A 15,747-nucleotide genomic window follows, 5' to 3' on the forward strand; every position below is an offset into this window, starting at 1 on the left:
CGCACCGTCGGAGTCATAAGCACCTGGCCAAAGGCTACGGATGGGCCGTCTAATGAGTTGTCTCCTCGCCTCGATTTGGATGGAAGCGAGGAGGGCACCCAACTTTCGGCTTTGCAGACCTCTCTTCAGCCACTCCTCGCGGGGCCTCACCATCCGAGGCACAAGCCGTCTAGGAGTCAACCCACGGTCGTGGGCGACAGGTATGAGGCGAGCGATCTCGGATCGGTGCTCGGTGATCAGCCGTCAGGAATGTGGTCCTGGCCGGTAGAGCCACAGTTGTGGGAGGGCCCTGTACCGGTCGTGTGAGGACTGCCGCCAGGACCTGATGGCGGCCCATAACCGGCTCTCGAAGCTATTGCTGCGCAGGGGCATCGTCTACTACGGCGGGACGCCCATTAGATGGCGACATTTACCGGTAACTCGCCGTATTCGATTCCGCCGTATTCCCGCATTGGGCTGGTGGTCAGAGGTTTTGGGAACGGTTGGTGATTATCTAGTTGAGTGCCAGTACGGCGGCACGTATTGACTCCTGGTGAGGTTGGCGGCCAGGGGAGTTGATTGTTTGCTAGTGGAACGACGGCCTTGGACCTGTCGGTAGATTAGGGAGGCCGTGGGCTGCACATTGGACTTCCGAACATTTCCGAATACCATGGCGGCATGACTACGACAGCTCTTCGCGCCTCCACGCGCGCGGACCTGAGCAAGCACTCCGCTGAGGTGTTCGCCGAGGCTGAGGACCACCCGTGACGGTGACCCGCCGTGACGAGGCGCTCGTGCTCATGTCGCAGCGCGGAGGGTCGCGCCCGCCTGCTCGAGTTCGCCGCGCAGCTCATCGGCGTAGCTGTGGACGACGACGGTCCGCTCGCCGAGCGGATGTCACGGGCGTTTCCGTGGATGCTCGCGCTGTCCCTGGAGGACCGGGCCACCTGCGCTCAAGCCCTCGTTGACGCCGCTCGGGCGTCGTTCTCCACCGACCAACCGCACTTGGCGCTCGCGGAGCTGACCTCGTGGCGGGAGACTGCGACCGCCATCGCCGCTGGTCTCGGCCGTGCCGACCTGGATTGGTTGGACTCTGACGATGATGAGCTTGTGGAGCGGCCGTAGCGGTGGCCGGCAAGCGCGGCGAGCTCGTCCCTCGTCCTCCGAAGAAGATGGAGTACGAGATCCGCTTCGCGACCACCAACGCCCGCAGGGGTGGCAGGACCTCGCCGCGACGATCCGGAATCCGGCCGAGGCCTGGGACTTTTGACCCGGACGCCCCTGGCTAAGACCCCGTCGAACTACCCGTTGCGCGGCGAGCTCGGCACGATCACTCGCGGGGACAAGGTCCATGAGCGTTGGCAGCACAAACCGACGATCAAGGGCACCGCCCGCATCTGGTTCTTCGTCGACGGCCGTACGGTGTACTTGGAGCAGGTGCACACCAGTCACCCGAATGAAACGAAGTAGGGCGACACGCGACACATCGGATTCCGCCAAATCTATTGTGAAAACCGCCAGATGGATCGAGACCAGACAGACACCGTCGGGTGAAAACAATTGGGGGGCAGCGCAATAGGATGTTATCTACCGGTAAACCGCCGTATTCGACTCGGCCGTATTCGTCGTGCGATCGGTGCCGTCGTGCTTGCCCACGACCGTTAGGTGACATAGCGCGCCCCAGTTGAACAGCGAGTTGGGCATGCGCTCCTACATCATCACCAGCCCGTTCGCCGCAGCGATGGCGCTGAGTGGCATCCGATCGCTCCCTGGGGCCAGCACTCGGCGGGGCCGGAACGCATTTCCGCAGCGAGGAAGTTCGGACGCGCAACCTCGCCGGCGCTTGGTATCCGTCGCGACGCCGCTTGTTGTCGCAATCTGCCTGGCGATGGCTCCATACGGAATGGCCTAACCGAAATACGCCCCCAGGAATACGGGCCTCGGGGCCGTCCTCGATCCCGATCCCAACAATGTCTCCGAGAGGACGGCATACGAGAAGGCGCTCGCAGCTCAGTTCGTAACCGAACGCGAGGTCGCTCGTTGCTCGACCGGATGAACCTGCTCGATGGGTCGGCGATCAACGACCCTGTCTACGCATCTCGCTGATTGCGGCATCAAGCGGCCGCGCTACGACCCACCCGCTCTCGCACCCTGCCGTCAACCCGAATACCACTGGCCAACAGCAGCATTCGGTCAATAGAAGCGACGGTCGCACCGGCGGGCGGCGGCAACCGGTTGATTCATCAGATGAAAACGGCGGGATCATTCATGGATAATAGAGATTATCCATGAGAGTGGAAAGTGTTGGTGCACAGCAGGTTTAGAGACTCGGGAACCGTCACAGTGACGTAATTGCCCCGCGGGAGGAATGCCGTCAGGCTCGGATTTGAAGACTTTTCGGTCCTTCACGCGGCCGCTCTCGGTCAGTGTCGCATCGCGATCGACAATCATTTGCTAACGGCCCCGAACGCGCGGTCGCTACAACGACGGACGCATCGGGCGAGCGCAGGCGGCAGCGCCCGGATGCCCGCGCCCTACTTGACCATAACGGAGCTTATCGGTATACCAAAAGTATCCATAACAAGGATACCTCTGATAGACTAGCCGTATGGCGGAACTCACGACGATCAAGGTGTCCAAGCCGTTGCGCGAGCGCATCAGTGCCGCCGCAGGACAAGAAGACGCCACGGTGCAGAAATTTCTGGAGCAGCTCATGGACGAGCACGATCGACACAAGCGCATCGCGGCTGTGGCCGAGGCCATCCGCAGCGCCGACGAACCGGCGCTGGCCAGCTGGCGTGCGGAAACCGCCGACTGGGCCGCGGTCGACGTCGACACCGAGGCGAATCAGTGAATGTTCCCGTGCTGCCCGGCTCGGTGGTGTGGGTCGACCTGAACCCCACCGTGGGCCGCGAACAAGCGGGGCGCCGGCCCGCGGTCATCGTCGCCTCGTCGGGCTACTTGGACGCCGTCACCGAGTTGGCCATCGTAGTTCCCGCCACAACCACTGACCGCGGCTGGCCGCAGCACGTCCAGCTCACTGGCCCCACCCTGGCGCTGCCCCGCCCTACCTACGCGATGACCGAACAACCACGCACCATCAGCCGGCAACGGATCGCCAGCGTGGCCGGGACGATCGACAGCAGCTGTCTGGCCTCAATACGTCGGTGGCTCAACGACTTCCTCAATGACGACGTTTTGTCACCGTGACGAATATAGAAGGGGTCGCCATGACTGTCCCACCGCCAATGGTCCTGGTGGAACTCACATTCTGGGGCTCGCATGAGCCGATCTACTGGCCGGTCGAGCGGTTGACCGAACACTTCGGGTGGTGTCCCGGCGTCGAACCCGACGCTCGGGGCGAATGGCATTACGCGCCACGCTGGTGGCTGTTGTGTCACATGTGGATCGACGAGTTCGGAAAGCCCGCGGCGCGCCGGATTGTCGTCGTCGAGCAGGCGCTACCGCCCAGCGACCTGATCGATCGGCCGTCGCTGGCGGTCGACCCCGAAAGGGTGCGCACCTTCGCGGCCTGGCTTGAACAGCAACGTGATTGGTCATCCCACACGGCATCCTCCGACCTTTCGGAACTACCGGCTGAGATCCGAGATGAGATCGACCGGTTTTACGCCTCTCAAACCTCTGGGAGATCCCTGCGCGAGGTGCTCTTAATCCGTCACGACCGCAGCTTGACCCCGCTGAGGATTCATGAACTCCGCAATGGATATGAGTAGTTTTCTTCGTGCCCGGGCAGATCACTTCCCGCCCTCCATCGACGCCCGCGGATTTCTCGAATTCGGTGCTCCCCGAATGCATTACGAGAGCCGCGATTCCTGGTCAGGAACGGTGTCGTGCTGTCTTGACTGGCGCGCGGAACTCTCGCTCTCTGCACTCGACGCCGCCGCTGGTGCTCCCGACGTCGTTGTGGGCTCCGTGGACTTCCTGCTCCTGCGCCTAGGCTATGAGCCGGCGGCACAGGTGTTGGCGCTCTACGGCGACCAGGCCGAGGCATTCAGTGAGCTTTTCGACGGGGAATGGCTTGCCCCCGACCTCGATGAGAACGACACCCTCACCGCTGGCATGCCGATCAGCGTGGCGCTGCTGGTCCTCGACGCCACCGTAGATGACACGGTGGAAGCTGGCGACCTCCGCGCCTGGGCGGTGTCGCAAGTCGCCTACACGATGCTGCCCACCACCGCAGGGCTCCTGGCGATGTCGTCGTTTGCGCCGCCGGCATCCGAAGGCCGACCCGCACGCCGGCTCGTCTCGACCGACCGCGTCGACCCGGACTGGCCGCGCGTCGGCTGCATCAGCATTCCTGGGCACCCGCAGTTCTTTGGGCAAGCAACCGCGTACACATATCTCGACGACGCGCGGGCCTCGCTGGACATCTGTCGCGAACAGACCATTCGCGTCCCCGTGGTCTGACTCGGTTCCCAATTTGGGTGCCAGGGAAGGATCAACCATCCCGAGTTTCATGCACCCTCGGGGTTCTGCGAGCCGGCTGTCAACGACGGTCGAAAATTGACCCCTTTACGACGGTTGAAAATTGACCCCCTTGGTGTTCATTCTTCGGTGGTCGATCCCGGGACGCGCCCGAGATCTCGGTCTTTGATGCGGTAGGAGTCTCCTTTCAGGGCGATCACTTCGGCGTGGTGGACGAGGCGGTCGATCATGGCGGCGGCCACGACGTCGTCGCCGAACACTTCACCCCACCGGCCGAACGGTTTGTTGGAGGTGACGATCAACGAGGCTCGCTCGTATCGGGACGACACCAACTGGAAGAACAGGTTGGCGGCCTCGGGCTCGAATGGGATGTAGCCCACTTCATCGACCACGATCAGCGGGTAGCGGCCCAGCCGGACGAGTTCGGGTTGCAGCCGGCCGCTGTGGTGGGCCTCGGCTAGCCGGGCCACCCATTCCGACGCGGTGGCGAACAGCACCCGGTGCCCGGCTTGGCACGCCCGGATCGCAATCCCGATCGCGAGGTGGGTCTTGCCGGTGCCCGGCGGGCCGAGGAAGACGACGTTGTCCTTGGCGATGACGAAGTCCAGGGTCCCCAGGTGGGCGACGAGGTCTCGTTTGAGGCCACGCGCATGATCGAAGTCGAACTCCTCCAATGACTTTCGTGACGGGAATCGAGCCGCCCGGATACGGCCCTCACCGCCGTGAGATTCCCTGGCGGAGACCTCGCGCTGCAGGCACGCCACCAGGAACTCCTCGTGGGTCCAGGACTCGGTGCGAGCCCGCTCGGCCAGCCGGGTGACCGCCTCGCGCATCGTGGGGGCCTTCAGGGCGCGGGTCAGGAAACCGATCTCGGCGGACAGATCGCGATGGCTCGACGAGGTGGCCGCGGTCTTGGTCGTGGTCTTGGTGGTCATGACACCAGCCCGCCGTCGCCCAGATCGATTCCCAACGCTGCGTCGTAGTCACTGAGCAGCCGCTGCTCGACCATCACCTGGTCGGTGGGCTCACCAACCGGGCGCAGAGCGTTGATCCTGTTATGGCGCAGCATGTTCGCCGCCACGCGATGTTCTGGGTCGGTGACGGTCTGATGCCACGCCCAGACCCGTTCGTGATCGGCGACGGTCGTGCCGTCGCAGAACACCCGCACCCAATCCAAATCCGCGGTGACCTCGATGCGGCGCCCGATCACTGCGGGTGCACGGAGTAGTCATTGGAGTCCAACCGCACGTAATGATCACGCGCCAACCGCGTGGAGTTACGCCAGCCCACCTGCGGCGCCACCGGCGGCAGGGTCAACATCGCCTGGCGGTCCGCGCCGATCCGATCCGTGGGTGCACACCCCAGCACCCGGCGCCGCCGCCCGTTGACCACGTGCAGCCACGCGCCCAGCTGGTGGTTGAAGTCCCCCGGACCGGTGAAGGTGCGGCCGGGCAGAAACGACCGCTCCAAGTAGTCATGGGCCCGTTCGATGATCCCCTTGTGTTCCGGTTCGCGCGGTTTGAGCACCACCACCTTGGTGCCCAGCACCCCGCGGAACCCCCTGACAGTCCCCGGTCAACTCGGTGCGACCGGACCGCCACCGCCCGATCGCGCCCTCGCCGTCCCAGACCAGGGTCCGTGGCACCGCGCCCAGGGCGCTGATCAGCTGCCACCACCCGGTGAACAGATCCTCGGCACGCCGCGACGGCAACAGGATCGCGGCAAGCCACCGCGAATAACCCAGCACCATCGTCAGCACCGGCAACTGCGTCGGTGAACGTCTCTGCCCGTACCCGACCGGGATCGTGGTCGGAGGAAACCACAAGTCGCACTGCGCGATGTCACCAGCGTCATAGATCGTGCGCCCCGTCGGGTCCGGCGGCAGATACGCCGGACGCAACTCGCGCACCCGTTCGTTGAACACCGTCATCCCGCGCGTCCACCCGACCCGCTCAGCGATCACCGAGGCCGGCATCGTCGGCACCACGGTGAGTTGAACACGGATCGCGGCATCGAACTCATCCACCGCCGACCCCATCGGCTTGCGCTCGTACTTCGGCGGCCCCTCACTGGCCAACGCCGTGCGCACCGTATTCCGCGAGATCTTCAACGTCCTGGCGATCAGCTTGATCGGTAACGCCTCCGCTCGATGCAATCTGCGGATCTCAGCCCAGTCCTCCACTGACAACAACTCCTTCTCCTCTCGGCTCACAAGCCGAGACTCAGACGAAGGGGGTCAAAATTCGGGCGTCGACACGGGGTCAGTTTTCAGACGACGCCGACACCGGCCGGCTGGCTGGCGTCGAGTTGATCGTAAGAAGGGGTCACAATGGGATGGGATGCGATTCCTGGAACTGAAACCCGCGCTCGGCCGCGCCTATCGATCACCGCAGCACTCCAGCGTGAATACCCCAACGCCATCGCAATCGACGCGAGTGTGGCCAAGGGGCGCGCTTATCTCGCACTCCGATGCGACGACGGCGAAGTCCGACCCATGTACCTACTGCTTGACCGTGAGGGCTTCAAGCACTTGTTTGATCCAGGTGACGACCCTGTGTACTCCAAGGACTATCCCCTCGACGAGTCTCCTATTCGCTGGCCAAGGAAGGTGGCCCAGGCGCTCACGACCTGGGAATGGTGAGGTGCGCAGCCAGCAGGTGAACATCGACGATCCAGTCGAGTACCGAGAAGTCCGGTAAAGGTCGAAGAAGACGATGGCCCACCGATTTGTGATCCGCCGACTGGGCTCGCTGCCCTGGCCGCCCGGCCTGGGCAAGAACGCGGGCCCGAGCCACCCCTACAAGCAACTGGAGCGCCGGCTACGCGCCCACCTCGGCAGCGACCGCCATTACAGCGCTGCGGCCCACAAACACGCCTATCTGACGGGCGATCCCGAGTATCGACGGATCGTTCTGCACGCGCTCTGTCAGATGCCGTGGGCCGCGGGCCTGCTCGATGACGTCGAGGCGGCGACCGCTCTCTCACGGTCAGCGCCGCTGCTCGATCGACCGATCGCCGTCGATTCGCAATGGGACGATTGGGCCCGTCCTCATTGCCTCGCTGTGGGCCTATCGCGCGCCTGGCTGGCAAGCCCGCTTCGGGTCTGCAATCAGATGATTACAGACGGCCGACATCACCTCACTTACTTGCGATCACCGCCCACCCGACCATGAAGTCTTGGTACGCCTAGACACCTAGACCCGTCCGCGGAAGCGCTCGACGACGCCGAGCCTTGGCTGCGCCGCTCCGTCCCTCACGGGCACCGCGAGTGCTACCTCGCTGAGCTCCTCGGAGACGCGCACCGGCGAGCTCTCCGGCGGCGGTGGTCCAATGACCGATCGTGCGTTCGGTTCGAGAGCGCACATATGGCACGCCGCGGTGGAGGGCCGCGCAGAACTCAGCGGCGCGCCCTAAGCGGCGTGTATTTAGGCGTGATTTACGGCGCATCCTGACATCGTTGCGGCATGGTCAACATCAGCCCTAGCCGCATGCGCTCGGTGAGCGAGGCGCGGAACGGGTTCAACTCTCTGATTGCAGATGCCGGCGACGGCTTAACGACTCACGTCGTGAAGGGTTCTGCCGTAGTCGCGCACATCTTTCCGCCAGACGCGCCAGTGCTTGATGATCCACTCCTGAGAATCGCCATGATCTCTGCGCTGGCCGAACAGGAAGCTGCTGCAATCGCCGAATCAGAGTGGTACGAAGGCAAACTCGCTCACGCCGGAGACCCAATGGGCCGCCTGTTGGCCTGGGCGTGGCGCACCGATCCCAAACTGTGCATGCGCGCACTCGCGCATTTCCACAAGGTTCTTCAAAGCGCCGTAGGTCACCCAGTGGGGCTCGGCGCAATATGGGGTGGCGTGAGCACTGCCCTGCGGGTGAGCCTCGACAGTGGCGAAATCGCTGCGGCATTCCGTTACCTGGACCGCCACTATGACGATTACTACTCCCTTCCCCTTAGCGACCTCTAGACCCAACGGCGATCCGTTGCCGCCATAGTGACGAAATATGTTGTTAAGTCGATGTTTTCACGGAGGTGCTTCCCGCGATGACCTATCCGTTCCCGAACCCGAGTGCGGAACTCGGCCAGATAAACTTCCGCTTGTATTACGGCGAGGTCCTGCGGCAAGCGTTGCAAAGCTCGCGACGGGGAGCTCGATCACCGGTGGCGCCAGAACACCGCACACAGCAGCGTTCTCGCTGGTCTGGTGACCGGTGCCGACCCGTACGGCGTCCACGCGGCAGTCGTGACGGCAATCAACGAGATGCCTTCAGCGGCCTGGGAACCCGGACACTCTCCGGGATGGCGAGCAGCACTGGACAGTTGGTTTGACGACGCCCGCGCAGCACTTATTGAGCACCGTACGATGTCGCTAGCCCAACATGCCACCTCTGCGAAACTCGGCGCGTCCATGCCGGTAGCCGCACGAGTCGCCACCTCGCCGTCCGTTATCGACGCTATTGCGCTTATCACGCGCAGCGACGCCATGAATGATCAGACTGCCCGACAATCGTTGTCGACATTTATGGTGCAGCGCGACATGCTCACCGCCTCATACATGGCGGCCCTATGCGCTGGCGGCGTGAACTCCGATTGGCGGTCATGGCTCGAAGCCCGCATCAAGAATTGGGACCACAGTATGGCCGCAGAAAACGCCAGAAGGACTATGCGCCAAGACCATTCCTACCTAGAGCGGTTACCGCCTTACTGGTGACCGTGCATGCCCCGGCTGGCAGTGCGAAAGCACGGTGGCTCAGGCCGCAGTCGGCACCCGCGCGCTGGAACTCGCGACATCGCGGAGTCCCTTCCACGACGGGTGACGCAGCCAGCGGCCCGGCGTGTACTCGCGATAGGCGATCTCGCCGACGTATCGCGGAGCCACCCATCGCACGCCAGCGACCGCCGCCGGGTTACTCACCGGCGGGTGCGAAATCTCGATGGGATCGAGTAGCTCAAACAGCCTTCGCCGCTCACGCTGGCTCATCCCGGTGCCGACTTGGCCGACGAGCAGCAGATCGCCGCTGTCGTCGTATCCGGCCACCAGCAGCGTGCCGACACTTCCGCCCGCCGAGCGTGTGTCGATGTGTCCTACGATCGCCAGCTCAGCGGTAGCGCGCACCATCGTTTTCACCCACAGTGGGGATCGGCCGGGTCGGTACGGTGAGTCCAGGTGCTTGGCGACGATGCCTTCCATCGCGTTGGCCGCGCACACTTCGAGCATGTCGGCCGGCGGCACATCCACCCAGTGCCGGGGAACGGTCATGGCCGGCGACTGATCAACGACCATGACCGCATCGAGGATTTCCCGGCGGCGGCCGTAGGGTTCGCCGGTGACATCGACACCATCGATGGCCAGGACATCGAAGGCTAAGAAGCGCGTAGGCATCTCGCGGACCAACTCCGCGCTGGGTCGTCGCTGTTGCGGCCACCGGCGCTGTAGCCGAATGAATGACGGTCGCCCGTCGCTGCCGACCGCGACGATTTCGCCGTCCAAGATGACGCGGCGACCGCCGACCGCGCCGCGGATCCCGGCAAGTTCAGGGAAAGTCCGCGACACCTCCGCGCCATTGTGAGTAAAGACAGCAAGTCCGTCGTCGTCGAGGACCACCAGGCCGCGCTGCCCGTCGTACTTCACTTCAACAGCAAAATCATCCCCGGTGGGCGGGCGGCCCAGGGTAGCCAGCATCGGCACCGGAGCCTGCCGGCGCAGGCCCCTAGTTCTGCCGTTCTCCACCACACCGAGGTTACGCAGGCCCCTCATGTGCCCTAAGGCATCGCCGCGGCTTCTGACACGTCAGGGCACTGGCACAGGCGTCGTCGTGACTGGCGAGACGGGCGCGGCCTCACTCGCGGACGGCGCGGCTGGCGGGACCGTAGCCGGCGACAGAGGTGTGCCAGCGCTGCCAGCGGGCACCGTGGTGGGCACTGCCGGCGCAACAGCCGGTGCTGGCGGCCCAGTCGGCACGGGCGTTCCTGCGGCGGTGCCGGGTGTGGTTGCCGGAGTCGGAGCCACCCCGGGGGTGGTGCCCTCCGCAGGAGGCAACGGAGTCCCCGCGCTACCGGGCAGCGGGGTACCGAAACTAGTTGTTGGCAAGGGACTTTCCGGATTACTCGCGGGTGCCGGTGCGATGGGTGTTTCACCCTCCGGCGATTCCGCCGCTTCAGCGGGTGCCATGTCCTGTGAACGGCCCGGGTTCAAGACCGGGCCGGGGCGATAGGAGGGGGAACTCCCTGCTGGCGGTGCGGCAGGGTTACCCAGATCGCAAGGTCACGAGCGCCGTCGTTGTAGACCAGGCTGTCAGGCTGAGCGCCCGTGACGTCGAAGTACAGCGTGCCGGTAGTGTGCTGCCCCTGGGCGAGGGTGGCGGGATTGACGCCCTGAGGCGTGGCCGCGCCGAAGAGGACGCGGTAGGTGTCTCCGTTGCGGGCGCGGGCGTTGAAGTTGGACACGATCGGGGTGACCGAACCCGCGATGGCGGTGTCGGTGGCGGTGGCCTCCCACAGCACGCCACGCACTGGGTAGGGGATGACGTCGCTACTAGGCTTGAGATCCTTGACCGTCCACGCTTGCACGACCGGACCGTGAACCAACTCGGCGGACTGCCCCAACGGCACCAGGGTCGGAGATGGGTTGTCCGCGTGTGCGATTGGTGCACTCAAGACGGCACCGGCGACCGCCGCGGTCGTGGCCAATACGGTCGTCAACTTCACGTGGTCGGCTCCTTCTGTCGGCTAAGACGGTAGCGCGTACCGGGCCAAACATACGCCGAGCGTGGCCTCAAGCTATCAGCAGCGCCGCGAGCTCGCGCTGAGCTGGTCCATGGACCGCGCCAGAATTCTCCGCGCATTGTCAAAGTGCTCAGATTGCAATGCCCGGCTCGTTACGCTCGGGCTCGACGTGCTGCCGACGCGCAGAAGCTTCGACAGTCCTGTCGAGCATCCGCCCGTAACCAATCACTTGACGTGCTGCGGCTCGTTCGTCGTCGGAAATGTCGCGATGGCGCGTCGCTTGGCGGGCCTTACTCACTGCCGTCCGAGCCAGCTCGCGCCGGCGTTGTGGATCGGTGTTGTTGCGAGCCTCCACGAGGATCGCTCGAGACTCGCGCAGCAGGCTGCGGGCGGTCAGGGTCATGGCCTCTTGCGTCAGCGCCACTGCCCGTTCGCGATCGGCGCGGCTCACTGCGTTGTCCAAGGCCACTTCTGCGGCGGTGTCGGCGGCCGATCTGGCGTACTCACCCTGCCGGTGCGGGTCGGCTTCGGATAATGCGATCTGCAAGTCGCTTTCGGCGCTCTGCAGACTCGCTGGTCCCGGTGTGGTCATGGCTGGGACGCTACGGAGAGCGCCGCGGCGGAGTCCACCACCAGAGGCACATTCGCGGCCCACCCCATTCTCGGGAAGTGCAGGGCGCGTTTGCATACAGGGCTTTCCTGCAGGAAGCCAAGTCCACCACCAGGCAGCTTCGCGTCCAGAACAGCTCGGCACTCCCGGTCAGCTGAGTCCAGGACCGCCGGCTGAAGGAACTTGCGTCGGCTGTGGCTGTGGCCGGCGTGCGGGTGAGGAGGGGCAGCTTGCATGCAGGCCCGTCTCCAGCGGGGGCGCCAGCGCCGCGCCACTCTGTTCAGAGATTCTCCCCCTTTGCTCGACGCGGCGGCGTACCCGGTGGTCGAGAAACGAAAGGCCCTGACACGGAGGGTGTTTGGCGTGAAGTGACACGCATGAAAGGTCATTAAAAGTGTTGCTAGACAGTGCTTTTCACGATAGACTGTTGCTTATAAGCAACATCCACTGAAAGGCAGTCTGATGAAATCTCGTTCCGCCGAAGCCCATGTGACCCCCGCCGCATTGGTGAGCCACACGATCGTCCGAGTACAGGGTGAGCAGAACGGCGACATCGCCGTAAATCACGCCTGCTCCCCCAACGCCCGTCTACGGCTGCAATGGGGTGGACTGCTCATGACGATGCTGTCAGCGCAGGCCGTGCAGGGCGTACTGGAGGGGTTCTGCGCGGCACGATCGGCGATGACGCTCATCCCCCGACAGATCCCGGCGCCCGCCCGGCGACGGCCGAGCCCTTCGCATTGCCGACCGTGGCCATCGACTGGATGCGCCGACCTGCCTATGCGGTCGTGCCCCGACAGGAGCTGTCGCGGGACCGCGCACGCCAACTCCGCTGGCTCGACCTGCACATGGGACCAGTCACGTTCCAGATCCTCGATCAGGCTGGTGGTATCAGCGCCGTGGAACTGTTGACCACGGCCCATCGCACCGGGGTGCAGGTCTTCCTTGACGGCCCGGACTTCGCCGCAGATCCCCGCGAACGGGACTACGCGCCGCCGAACGGCTAGCAGTTATCCACAGCCGCGCCGAGCCGGGTCTGTTTATCCACAACCGTGGAGGGCAGGCCCGGCTTTTGGCGTTCAGCCGCTCACAATCGGGCCCAGGACACCGACGCAAGGGAGACAGCACAATGACCGTTCTTTGGTCACTGGCGATGATAATCGACGGCCGCGTCGACACGATCATCGACACCGCAGAGGGCCACGAAAACGCGGTGACGGCCGTCCTGGCCGCCACACTCGACGCCATGCATGACGCGCGGATCGATGAGTTGCCGCAGGCACCGCGCTACGAGCTGCGGGCCGATGGCGACCTGGTGGCACTCATTCGGACGGGCACCGACGAAGCTGGGCGTGCCGACCACGCCGAGGCCGCCGCACTGATACAACGCATCGAGGCGGCGCGCAGCCTCAGTGTGTCGCCTCGCTGAGCGGCTGCGTCTGCAGCAGGACCGCGGGTCGACGCCAAGGCCGCGGGCCAGATGGACCAGCACCACTACGGTCGGGCTCTTGCGGCCGCCCTCAATGTGATTGAGGTGGGGACGGCCGATGCCCGCACGCTCGGCAAGCTGGGCCTGCGTCAGGCCGGCGGCGGTGCGGTGTTCGCGGATGGCCGCACCGAGTGCGGCGAGGATGAGCGAACCGTCATCGGAGGGTGTCGCCTCCATGCCCATCCCCTTTTGGCGTTGCCCAAAGGCTACACCGGCGGGGTGGACGTGGGTGTACTCAGAACAGCACAGCATCGGTCGTCGCCTCCTGCCACCACGCTTCGAAACCCGGTCGTTGCTTGCTGTCCACTACGGCCGGGCACACGACGAAGAAGTGTTGCAACGCCGGAAGCTGATCGTCCCTCTCACGCAGGACCTGGCGCACGATCCCATCCGCACCGATTTGTCGCTCACCGGCGTGGCTGCCAAGCTCCTCGTCCATCTGCCTGCGCGAGCCACGAGCCACGGCCCGCACCGAGCGCGCAGTGATACCGCGGCCTTGGGCCCGGCTGGAGGACCTGCGGGTGAGCCGGCGGACCTCGTAAACGGCGTGTTCACACTCGTCGAGCATCGCGTCGAAGCGGGCCCGCACCTGGGTCAACCCGGCGGAGGCCACCAAGTCTGCCGCAGAGCTGCCCTCGATGAGGGTTTGGCGTTCGTTGAGGCTGCGCGCGACGTGCTCGAGGAACAGGGCTTGAGCACCCTTCTCTGGTTCGCGGCGCCACCGTTGGACAACGCTGCTTCGCCCGGCTTCGGTGCGCATCGCGAACGGGCAGTATCCGCACGCTGACTTCGACCAGCGGCGCCCAGTGATCTCGGCAATGAAATCGGAGCAGCGTGTTCTATCCCAACCCCAGTCGCGCAGCGGGTACCAGCCGGTGCGGCGGTCGGTGTTGAACAGCGCGTCCTTGACGGCCCGGGCGCCCTCATGACTTTCGAATCCCACGACGTGGCGATAGCGACGTCCGGCCGTCACCGCAGCGATGATGGGATCCAGGCAATTGCCTTTGGCGTGGATGGAACACATGCGCGTGCCGCCGATCTGCGGAACCGTTCCGGCCGAAAGCATTTCGTCTGCCAATGTGTAGGCGGCGCTGTACAAGCGCGTGGGCTCGATGGAGTCCTGCAGGACCGCGACGCCATCCCCGTTTGCGGTGGTCTTGCGCTTCGATCGGCCGACCTGGATGAAACGAACCCGATGACGACGCAATTCGGGAAGCACGACTTCCTCGACGTCGCTGATCGTCTGTTCGAACTCTCCCCCGGTGTCGGCCGTGACGACGATGAGGTCTTGCAGGTCGAAGTCTCGGCTGGACGGGTCGGTAAGCCAGCGGAGCAGGATCGCGGTGGAATCGACGCCCATGCCGTAGCTCATCACCACCGTTGAGCCGCAGTCGGTTTCAGCGAAGCCGGGGAGCTGGTCGAGGCTCACACTCATCGGGAATCGACCCTTCTCATCAAACAAATGTGTTGCCTATAGGCTACATCATGGTGTAGCCTATAGGCAACAGGTTCGACCGACTGAGAAAGGAACCCCCCGATGACCACCATCGCCACCCCCGAGCTTCTTCACCTGCACCCCAACGACATTGAGATCGAAGACAACGTTCGACTGGACCCCCGACTGGATCGCGAGTTCCTCGCCTCCATTGAGGAACACGGAGTCCTCGTCCCCGTGCTTGCGGTGCGGATCGACGGGCAGGACAAGCCCTTCGTGCGCGAGGGACAGCGCCGCATCCAGGCGGCCCGCCAGGTCGGCTTGACCTCAGTGCCGGTGTACGTACGCACCCTCGACGGCACCGACACCGGCGTTCGCGCCCAGCGTGTCATCGAACAGATCGTGGCCAATGATCACCGCGCACCGCTCACCGAAGCCGAGCGCGCTCGGGGTATCAACCAGCTGCTGCTAGACGGGGTGTCGCTCACCAAGGTGGCCAAAGGACTGTCCACCACGAAGGACGCCGTCGCCGCAGCCAAGGTCGCCATCGAGTCCGAGAAGGCCATGAGCGCTCTGGACACCGGGCAGCTCAACCTGGTGGAGGCCACCAGCTTTGTCGAGTTCGACGGCGACGACGCGGCCCAGGCCGAGTTGATCAAGGTGGCCGGCACCGACCAGTTCGACCACCGCGTCGCTCAACTGCGTGCCGAGCGCGAAGACCGACGCCGCTACGAGGAGAAAGCAGCAGGGTTCACAGCGAAGGGCTACACGGTGCTGGATCGCCGCCCAGGCTGGTCCGACAAGGCCTACATCCCGACCAACTACCTGCGGGACGCGGAGGGTAAGACCCTGACCGACGAGACGATCGCCGCGATGGACCCCCCAGCACTGGGCAGTCGTCCTCGAAAGCGAAGAAGTGTTCCTCGACGTTGAGACCGGCGAACCGGTAGATGAGCACGACATCGACTTCGAGACCGCCGACGATCCCACCCTGGAACCGGCCGAGGGCTACCGGCACATCCGAACCGTTACCGAGACCACCGCGTGGAGCCCGGAGT

The 15,747-nt window shown here is 64.6% G+C and carries 16 protein-coding genes and 4 pseudogenes; 13 read left to right on the top strand and 7 right to left on the bottom strand.

Features of this window, described 5'->3' with window-relative positions; all coding sequences use genetic code 11:
• Window positions 1-657: 657 nt before the first annotated feature.
• The 6 genes and pseudogenes from G6N42_RS29860 to G6N42_RS29885 all read left to right on the top strand — a co-directional run bounded on the left by G6N42_RS29860 (window position 658) and on the right by G6N42_RS29885 (window position 4,407).
• Window positions 658-1,104: pseudogene (locus G6N42_RS29860) on the top strand (prevent-host-death protein).
• A gap of 2 nt (window positions 1,105-1,106) precedes the next feature.
• Window positions 1,107-1,449, top strand: a pseudogene (locus G6N42_RS29865) (hypothetical protein).
• Between the two features lie 1,138 nt (window positions 1,450-2,587).
• A complete protein-coding gene (locus tag G6N42_RS29870) occupies window positions 2,588-2,833 on the top strand; it encodes a hypothetical protein (protein WP_163738611.1) in 246 nt (81 codons plus the stop codon).
• A complete protein-coding gene (locus G6N42_RS29875) occupies window positions 2,830-3,189 on the top strand; it encodes a type II toxin-antitoxin system PemK/MazF family toxin (protein ID WP_163738614.1) in 360 nt (119 codons plus the stop codon). Before G6N42_RS29870 ends, G6N42_RS29875 begins: the two co-directional genes overlap by 4 nt.
• 20 nt (window positions 3,190-3,209) lie before the next feature.
• Complete coding sequence (locus tag G6N42_RS29880) at window positions 3,210-3,713, top strand: hypothetical protein (protein ID WP_163738617.1); 504 nt, start codon at window positions 3,210-3,212, stop codon at window positions 3,711-3,713.
• Window positions 3,706-4,407 carry a hypothetical protein gene (locus G6N42_RS29885; protein ID WP_163738619.1) on the top strand — a complete coding sequence of 234 codons (702 nt, stop codon included), beginning with the start codon at window positions 3,706-3,708 and terminating at the stop codon, window positions 4,405-4,407. Before G6N42_RS29880 ends, G6N42_RS29885 begins: the two co-directional genes overlap by 8 nt.
• Window positions 4,408-4,544: 137 nt before the next feature.
• Here the strand turns inward: G6N42_RS29885 and istB are convergent, their stop codons facing one another.
• The gene (gene istB, locus G6N42_RS29890) at window positions 4,545-5,360 is read right to left on the bottom strand and encodes an IS21-like element helper ATPase IstB (RefSeq protein WP_163738622.1); all 816 of its coding nucleotides are present in this window, start codon (window positions 5,358-5,360) and stop codon (window positions 4,545-4,547) included.
• A pseudogene (gene istA, locus G6N42_RS29895) lies at window positions 5,357-6,616 on the bottom strand (IS21 family transposase). The gene istB and the pseudogene istA overlap by 4 nt, the downstream one beginning before the upstream one ends.
• A gap of 138 nt (window positions 6,617-6,754) precedes the next feature.
• On the opposite strand from istA, the gene G6N42_RS29900 reads away from it, so the two are divergent.
• From G6N42_RS29900 to G6N42_RS29915, 4 genes are all read left to right on the top strand, one after another.
• On the top strand, window positions 6,755-7,066 hold the full coding sequence (locus G6N42_RS29900; RefSeq protein ID WP_163738625.1) for a hypothetical protein: 312 nt from the start codon (window positions 6,755-6,757) through the stop codon (window positions 7,064-7,066).
• A 73-nt stretch (window positions 7,067-7,139) separates the two neighbouring features.
• Complete coding sequence (locus G6N42_RS29905) at window positions 7,140-7,598, top strand: hypothetical protein (protein ID WP_163738628.1); 459 nt, start codon at window positions 7,140-7,142, stop codon at window positions 7,596-7,598.
• Between the two features lie 291 nt (window positions 7,599-7,889).
• The gene (locus G6N42_RS29910) at window positions 7,890-8,396 is read left to right on the top strand and encodes a hypothetical protein (RefSeq protein ID WP_163738631.1); all 507 of its coding nucleotides are present in this window, start codon (window positions 7,890-7,892) and stop codon (window positions 8,394-8,396) included.
• Window positions 8,397-8,633: 237 nt separating this feature from the next.
• Window positions 8,634-9,140, top strand: a complete 507-nt coding sequence (locus G6N42_RS29915) for a hypothetical protein (RefSeq protein WP_163738634.1) — start codon at window positions 8,634-8,636, stop codon at window positions 9,138-9,140.
• Window positions 9,141-9,179: 39 nt separating this feature from the next.
• Here the strand turns inward: G6N42_RS29915 and G6N42_RS29920 are convergent, their stop codons facing one another.
• The 3 genes from G6N42_RS29920 to G6N42_RS31380 form a co-directional block, all read right to left on the bottom strand.
• Complete coding sequence (locus G6N42_RS29920; protein ID WP_163738637.1) at window positions 9,180-10,187, bottom strand: ATP-dependent DNA ligase; 1,008 nt, start codon at window positions 10,185-10,187, stop codon at window positions 9,180-9,182.
• A gap of 434 nt (window positions 10,188-10,621) precedes the next feature.
• Window positions 10,622-11,137, bottom strand: coding sequence for an MPT63 family protein (locus tag G6N42_RS31035; RefSeq protein WP_174262313.1), 516 nt, complete (start codon window positions 11,135-11,137; stop codon window positions 10,622-10,624).
• Window positions 11,138-11,285: 148 nt separating this feature from the next.
• Entirely contained in the window at window positions 11,286-11,747 is a 462-nt protein-coding gene (locus G6N42_RS31380; RefSeq protein ID WP_232076817.1) for a hypothetical protein, read from the bottom strand.
• A gap of 617 nt (window positions 11,748-12,364) precedes the next feature.
• On the opposite strand from G6N42_RS31380, the gene G6N42_RS29940 reads away from it, so the two are divergent.
• Window positions 12,365-12,772 (top strand): hypothetical protein, encoded by a 408-nt coding sequence (locus tag G6N42_RS29940; RefSeq protein ID WP_232076819.1) that lies wholly within the window; start codon window positions 12,365-12,367, stop codon window positions 12,770-12,772.
• A gap of 122 nt (window positions 12,773-12,894) precedes the next feature.
• On the top strand, window positions 12,895-13,194 hold the full coding sequence (locus G6N42_RS29945) for a hypothetical protein (protein WP_163738640.1): 300 nt from the start codon (window positions 12,895-12,897) through the stop codon (window positions 13,192-13,194).
• An 84-nt stretch (window positions 13,195-13,278) separates the two neighbouring features.
• Here the strand turns inward: G6N42_RS29945 and G6N42_RS31385 are convergent.
• Window positions 13,279-13,506 (bottom strand): annotated as a pseudogene (locus G6N42_RS31385) (helix-turn-helix domain-containing protein); the annotation flags it as partial.
• The gene (locus tag G6N42_RS29955) at window positions 13,490-14,689 is read right to left on the bottom strand and encodes a hypothetical protein (RefSeq protein ID WP_163738642.1); all 1,200 of its coding nucleotides are present in this window, start codon (window positions 14,687-14,689) and stop codon (window positions 13,490-13,492) included. The gene G6N42_RS29955 and the pseudogene G6N42_RS31385, both read right to left, overlap by 17 nt.
• Window positions 14,690-14,791: 102 nt before the next feature.
• On the opposite strand from G6N42_RS29955, the gene G6N42_RS31390 reads away from it, so the two are divergent.
• Window positions 14,792-15,622: a ParB/RepB/Spo0J family partition protein gene (locus G6N42_RS31390; RefSeq protein WP_232076822.1), complete on the top strand. Its 831-nt coding sequence runs from the start codon at window positions 14,792-14,794 to the stop codon at window positions 15,620-15,622.
• The last annotated feature ends 125 nt before the right edge of the window (window positions 15,623-15,747 follow it).

Source organism: Mycobacterium gallinarum (assembly GCF_010726765.1).
Taxonomy (GTDB): Bacteria; Actinomycetota; Actinomycetes; order Mycobacteriales; family Mycobacteriaceae; genus Mycobacterium; species Mycobacterium gallinarum.

Coding starts and splice junctions, on each gene's coding strand:
- G6N42_RS31380 (WP_232076817.1), bottom strand. CDS start 11,747: ATGACCACACCGGGACCAGCGAGTCTGCAGAGCGCCGAAAGCGACTTG.
- G6N42_RS29910 (WP_163738631.1), top strand. CDS start 7,890: ATGGTCAACATCAGCCCTAGCCGCATGCGCTCGGTGAGCGAGGCGCGG.
- G6N42_RS29940 (WP_232076819.1), top strand. CDS start 12,365: ATGGGGTGGACTGCTCATGACGATGCTGTCAGCGCAGGCCGTGCAGGG.
- G6N42_RS29880 (WP_163738617.1), top strand. CDS start 3,210: ATGACTGTCCCACCGCCAATGGTCCTGGTGGAACTCACATTCTGGGGC.
- G6N42_RS29885 (WP_163738619.1), top strand. CDS start 3,706: ATGAGTAGTTTTCTTCGTGCCCGGGCAGATCACTTCCCGCCCTCCATC.
- G6N42_RS29870 (WP_163738611.1), top strand. CDS start 2,588: ATGGCGGAACTCACGACGATCAAGGTGTCCAAGCCGTTGCGCGAGCGC.
- G6N42_RS29955 (WP_163738642.1), bottom strand. CDS start 14,689: ATGAGTGTGAGCCTCGACCAGCTCCCCGGCTTCGCTGAAACCGACTGC.
- G6N42_RS29945 (WP_163738640.1), top strand. CDS start 12,895: ATGACCGTTCTTTGGTCACTGGCGATGATAATCGACGGCCGCGTCGAC.
- G6N42_RS29920 (WP_163738637.1), bottom strand. CDS start 10,187: ATGAGGGGCCTGCGTAACCTCGGTGTGGTGGAGAACGGCAGAACTAGG.
- G6N42_RS29905 (WP_163738628.1), top strand. CDS start 7,140: ATGGCCCACCGATTTGTGATCCGCCGACTGGGCTCGCTGCCCTGGCCG.
- istB (WP_163738622.1), bottom strand. CDS start 5,360: ATGACCACCAAGACCACGACCAAGACCGCGGCCACCTCGTCGAGCCAT.
- G6N42_RS31390 (WP_232076822.1), top strand. CDS start 14,792: ATGACCACCATCGCCACCCCCGAGCTTCTTCACCTGCACCCCAACGAC.
- G6N42_RS29900 (WP_163738625.1), top strand. CDS start 6,755: ATGGGATGGGATGCGATTCCTGGAACTGAAACCCGCGCTCGGCCGCGC.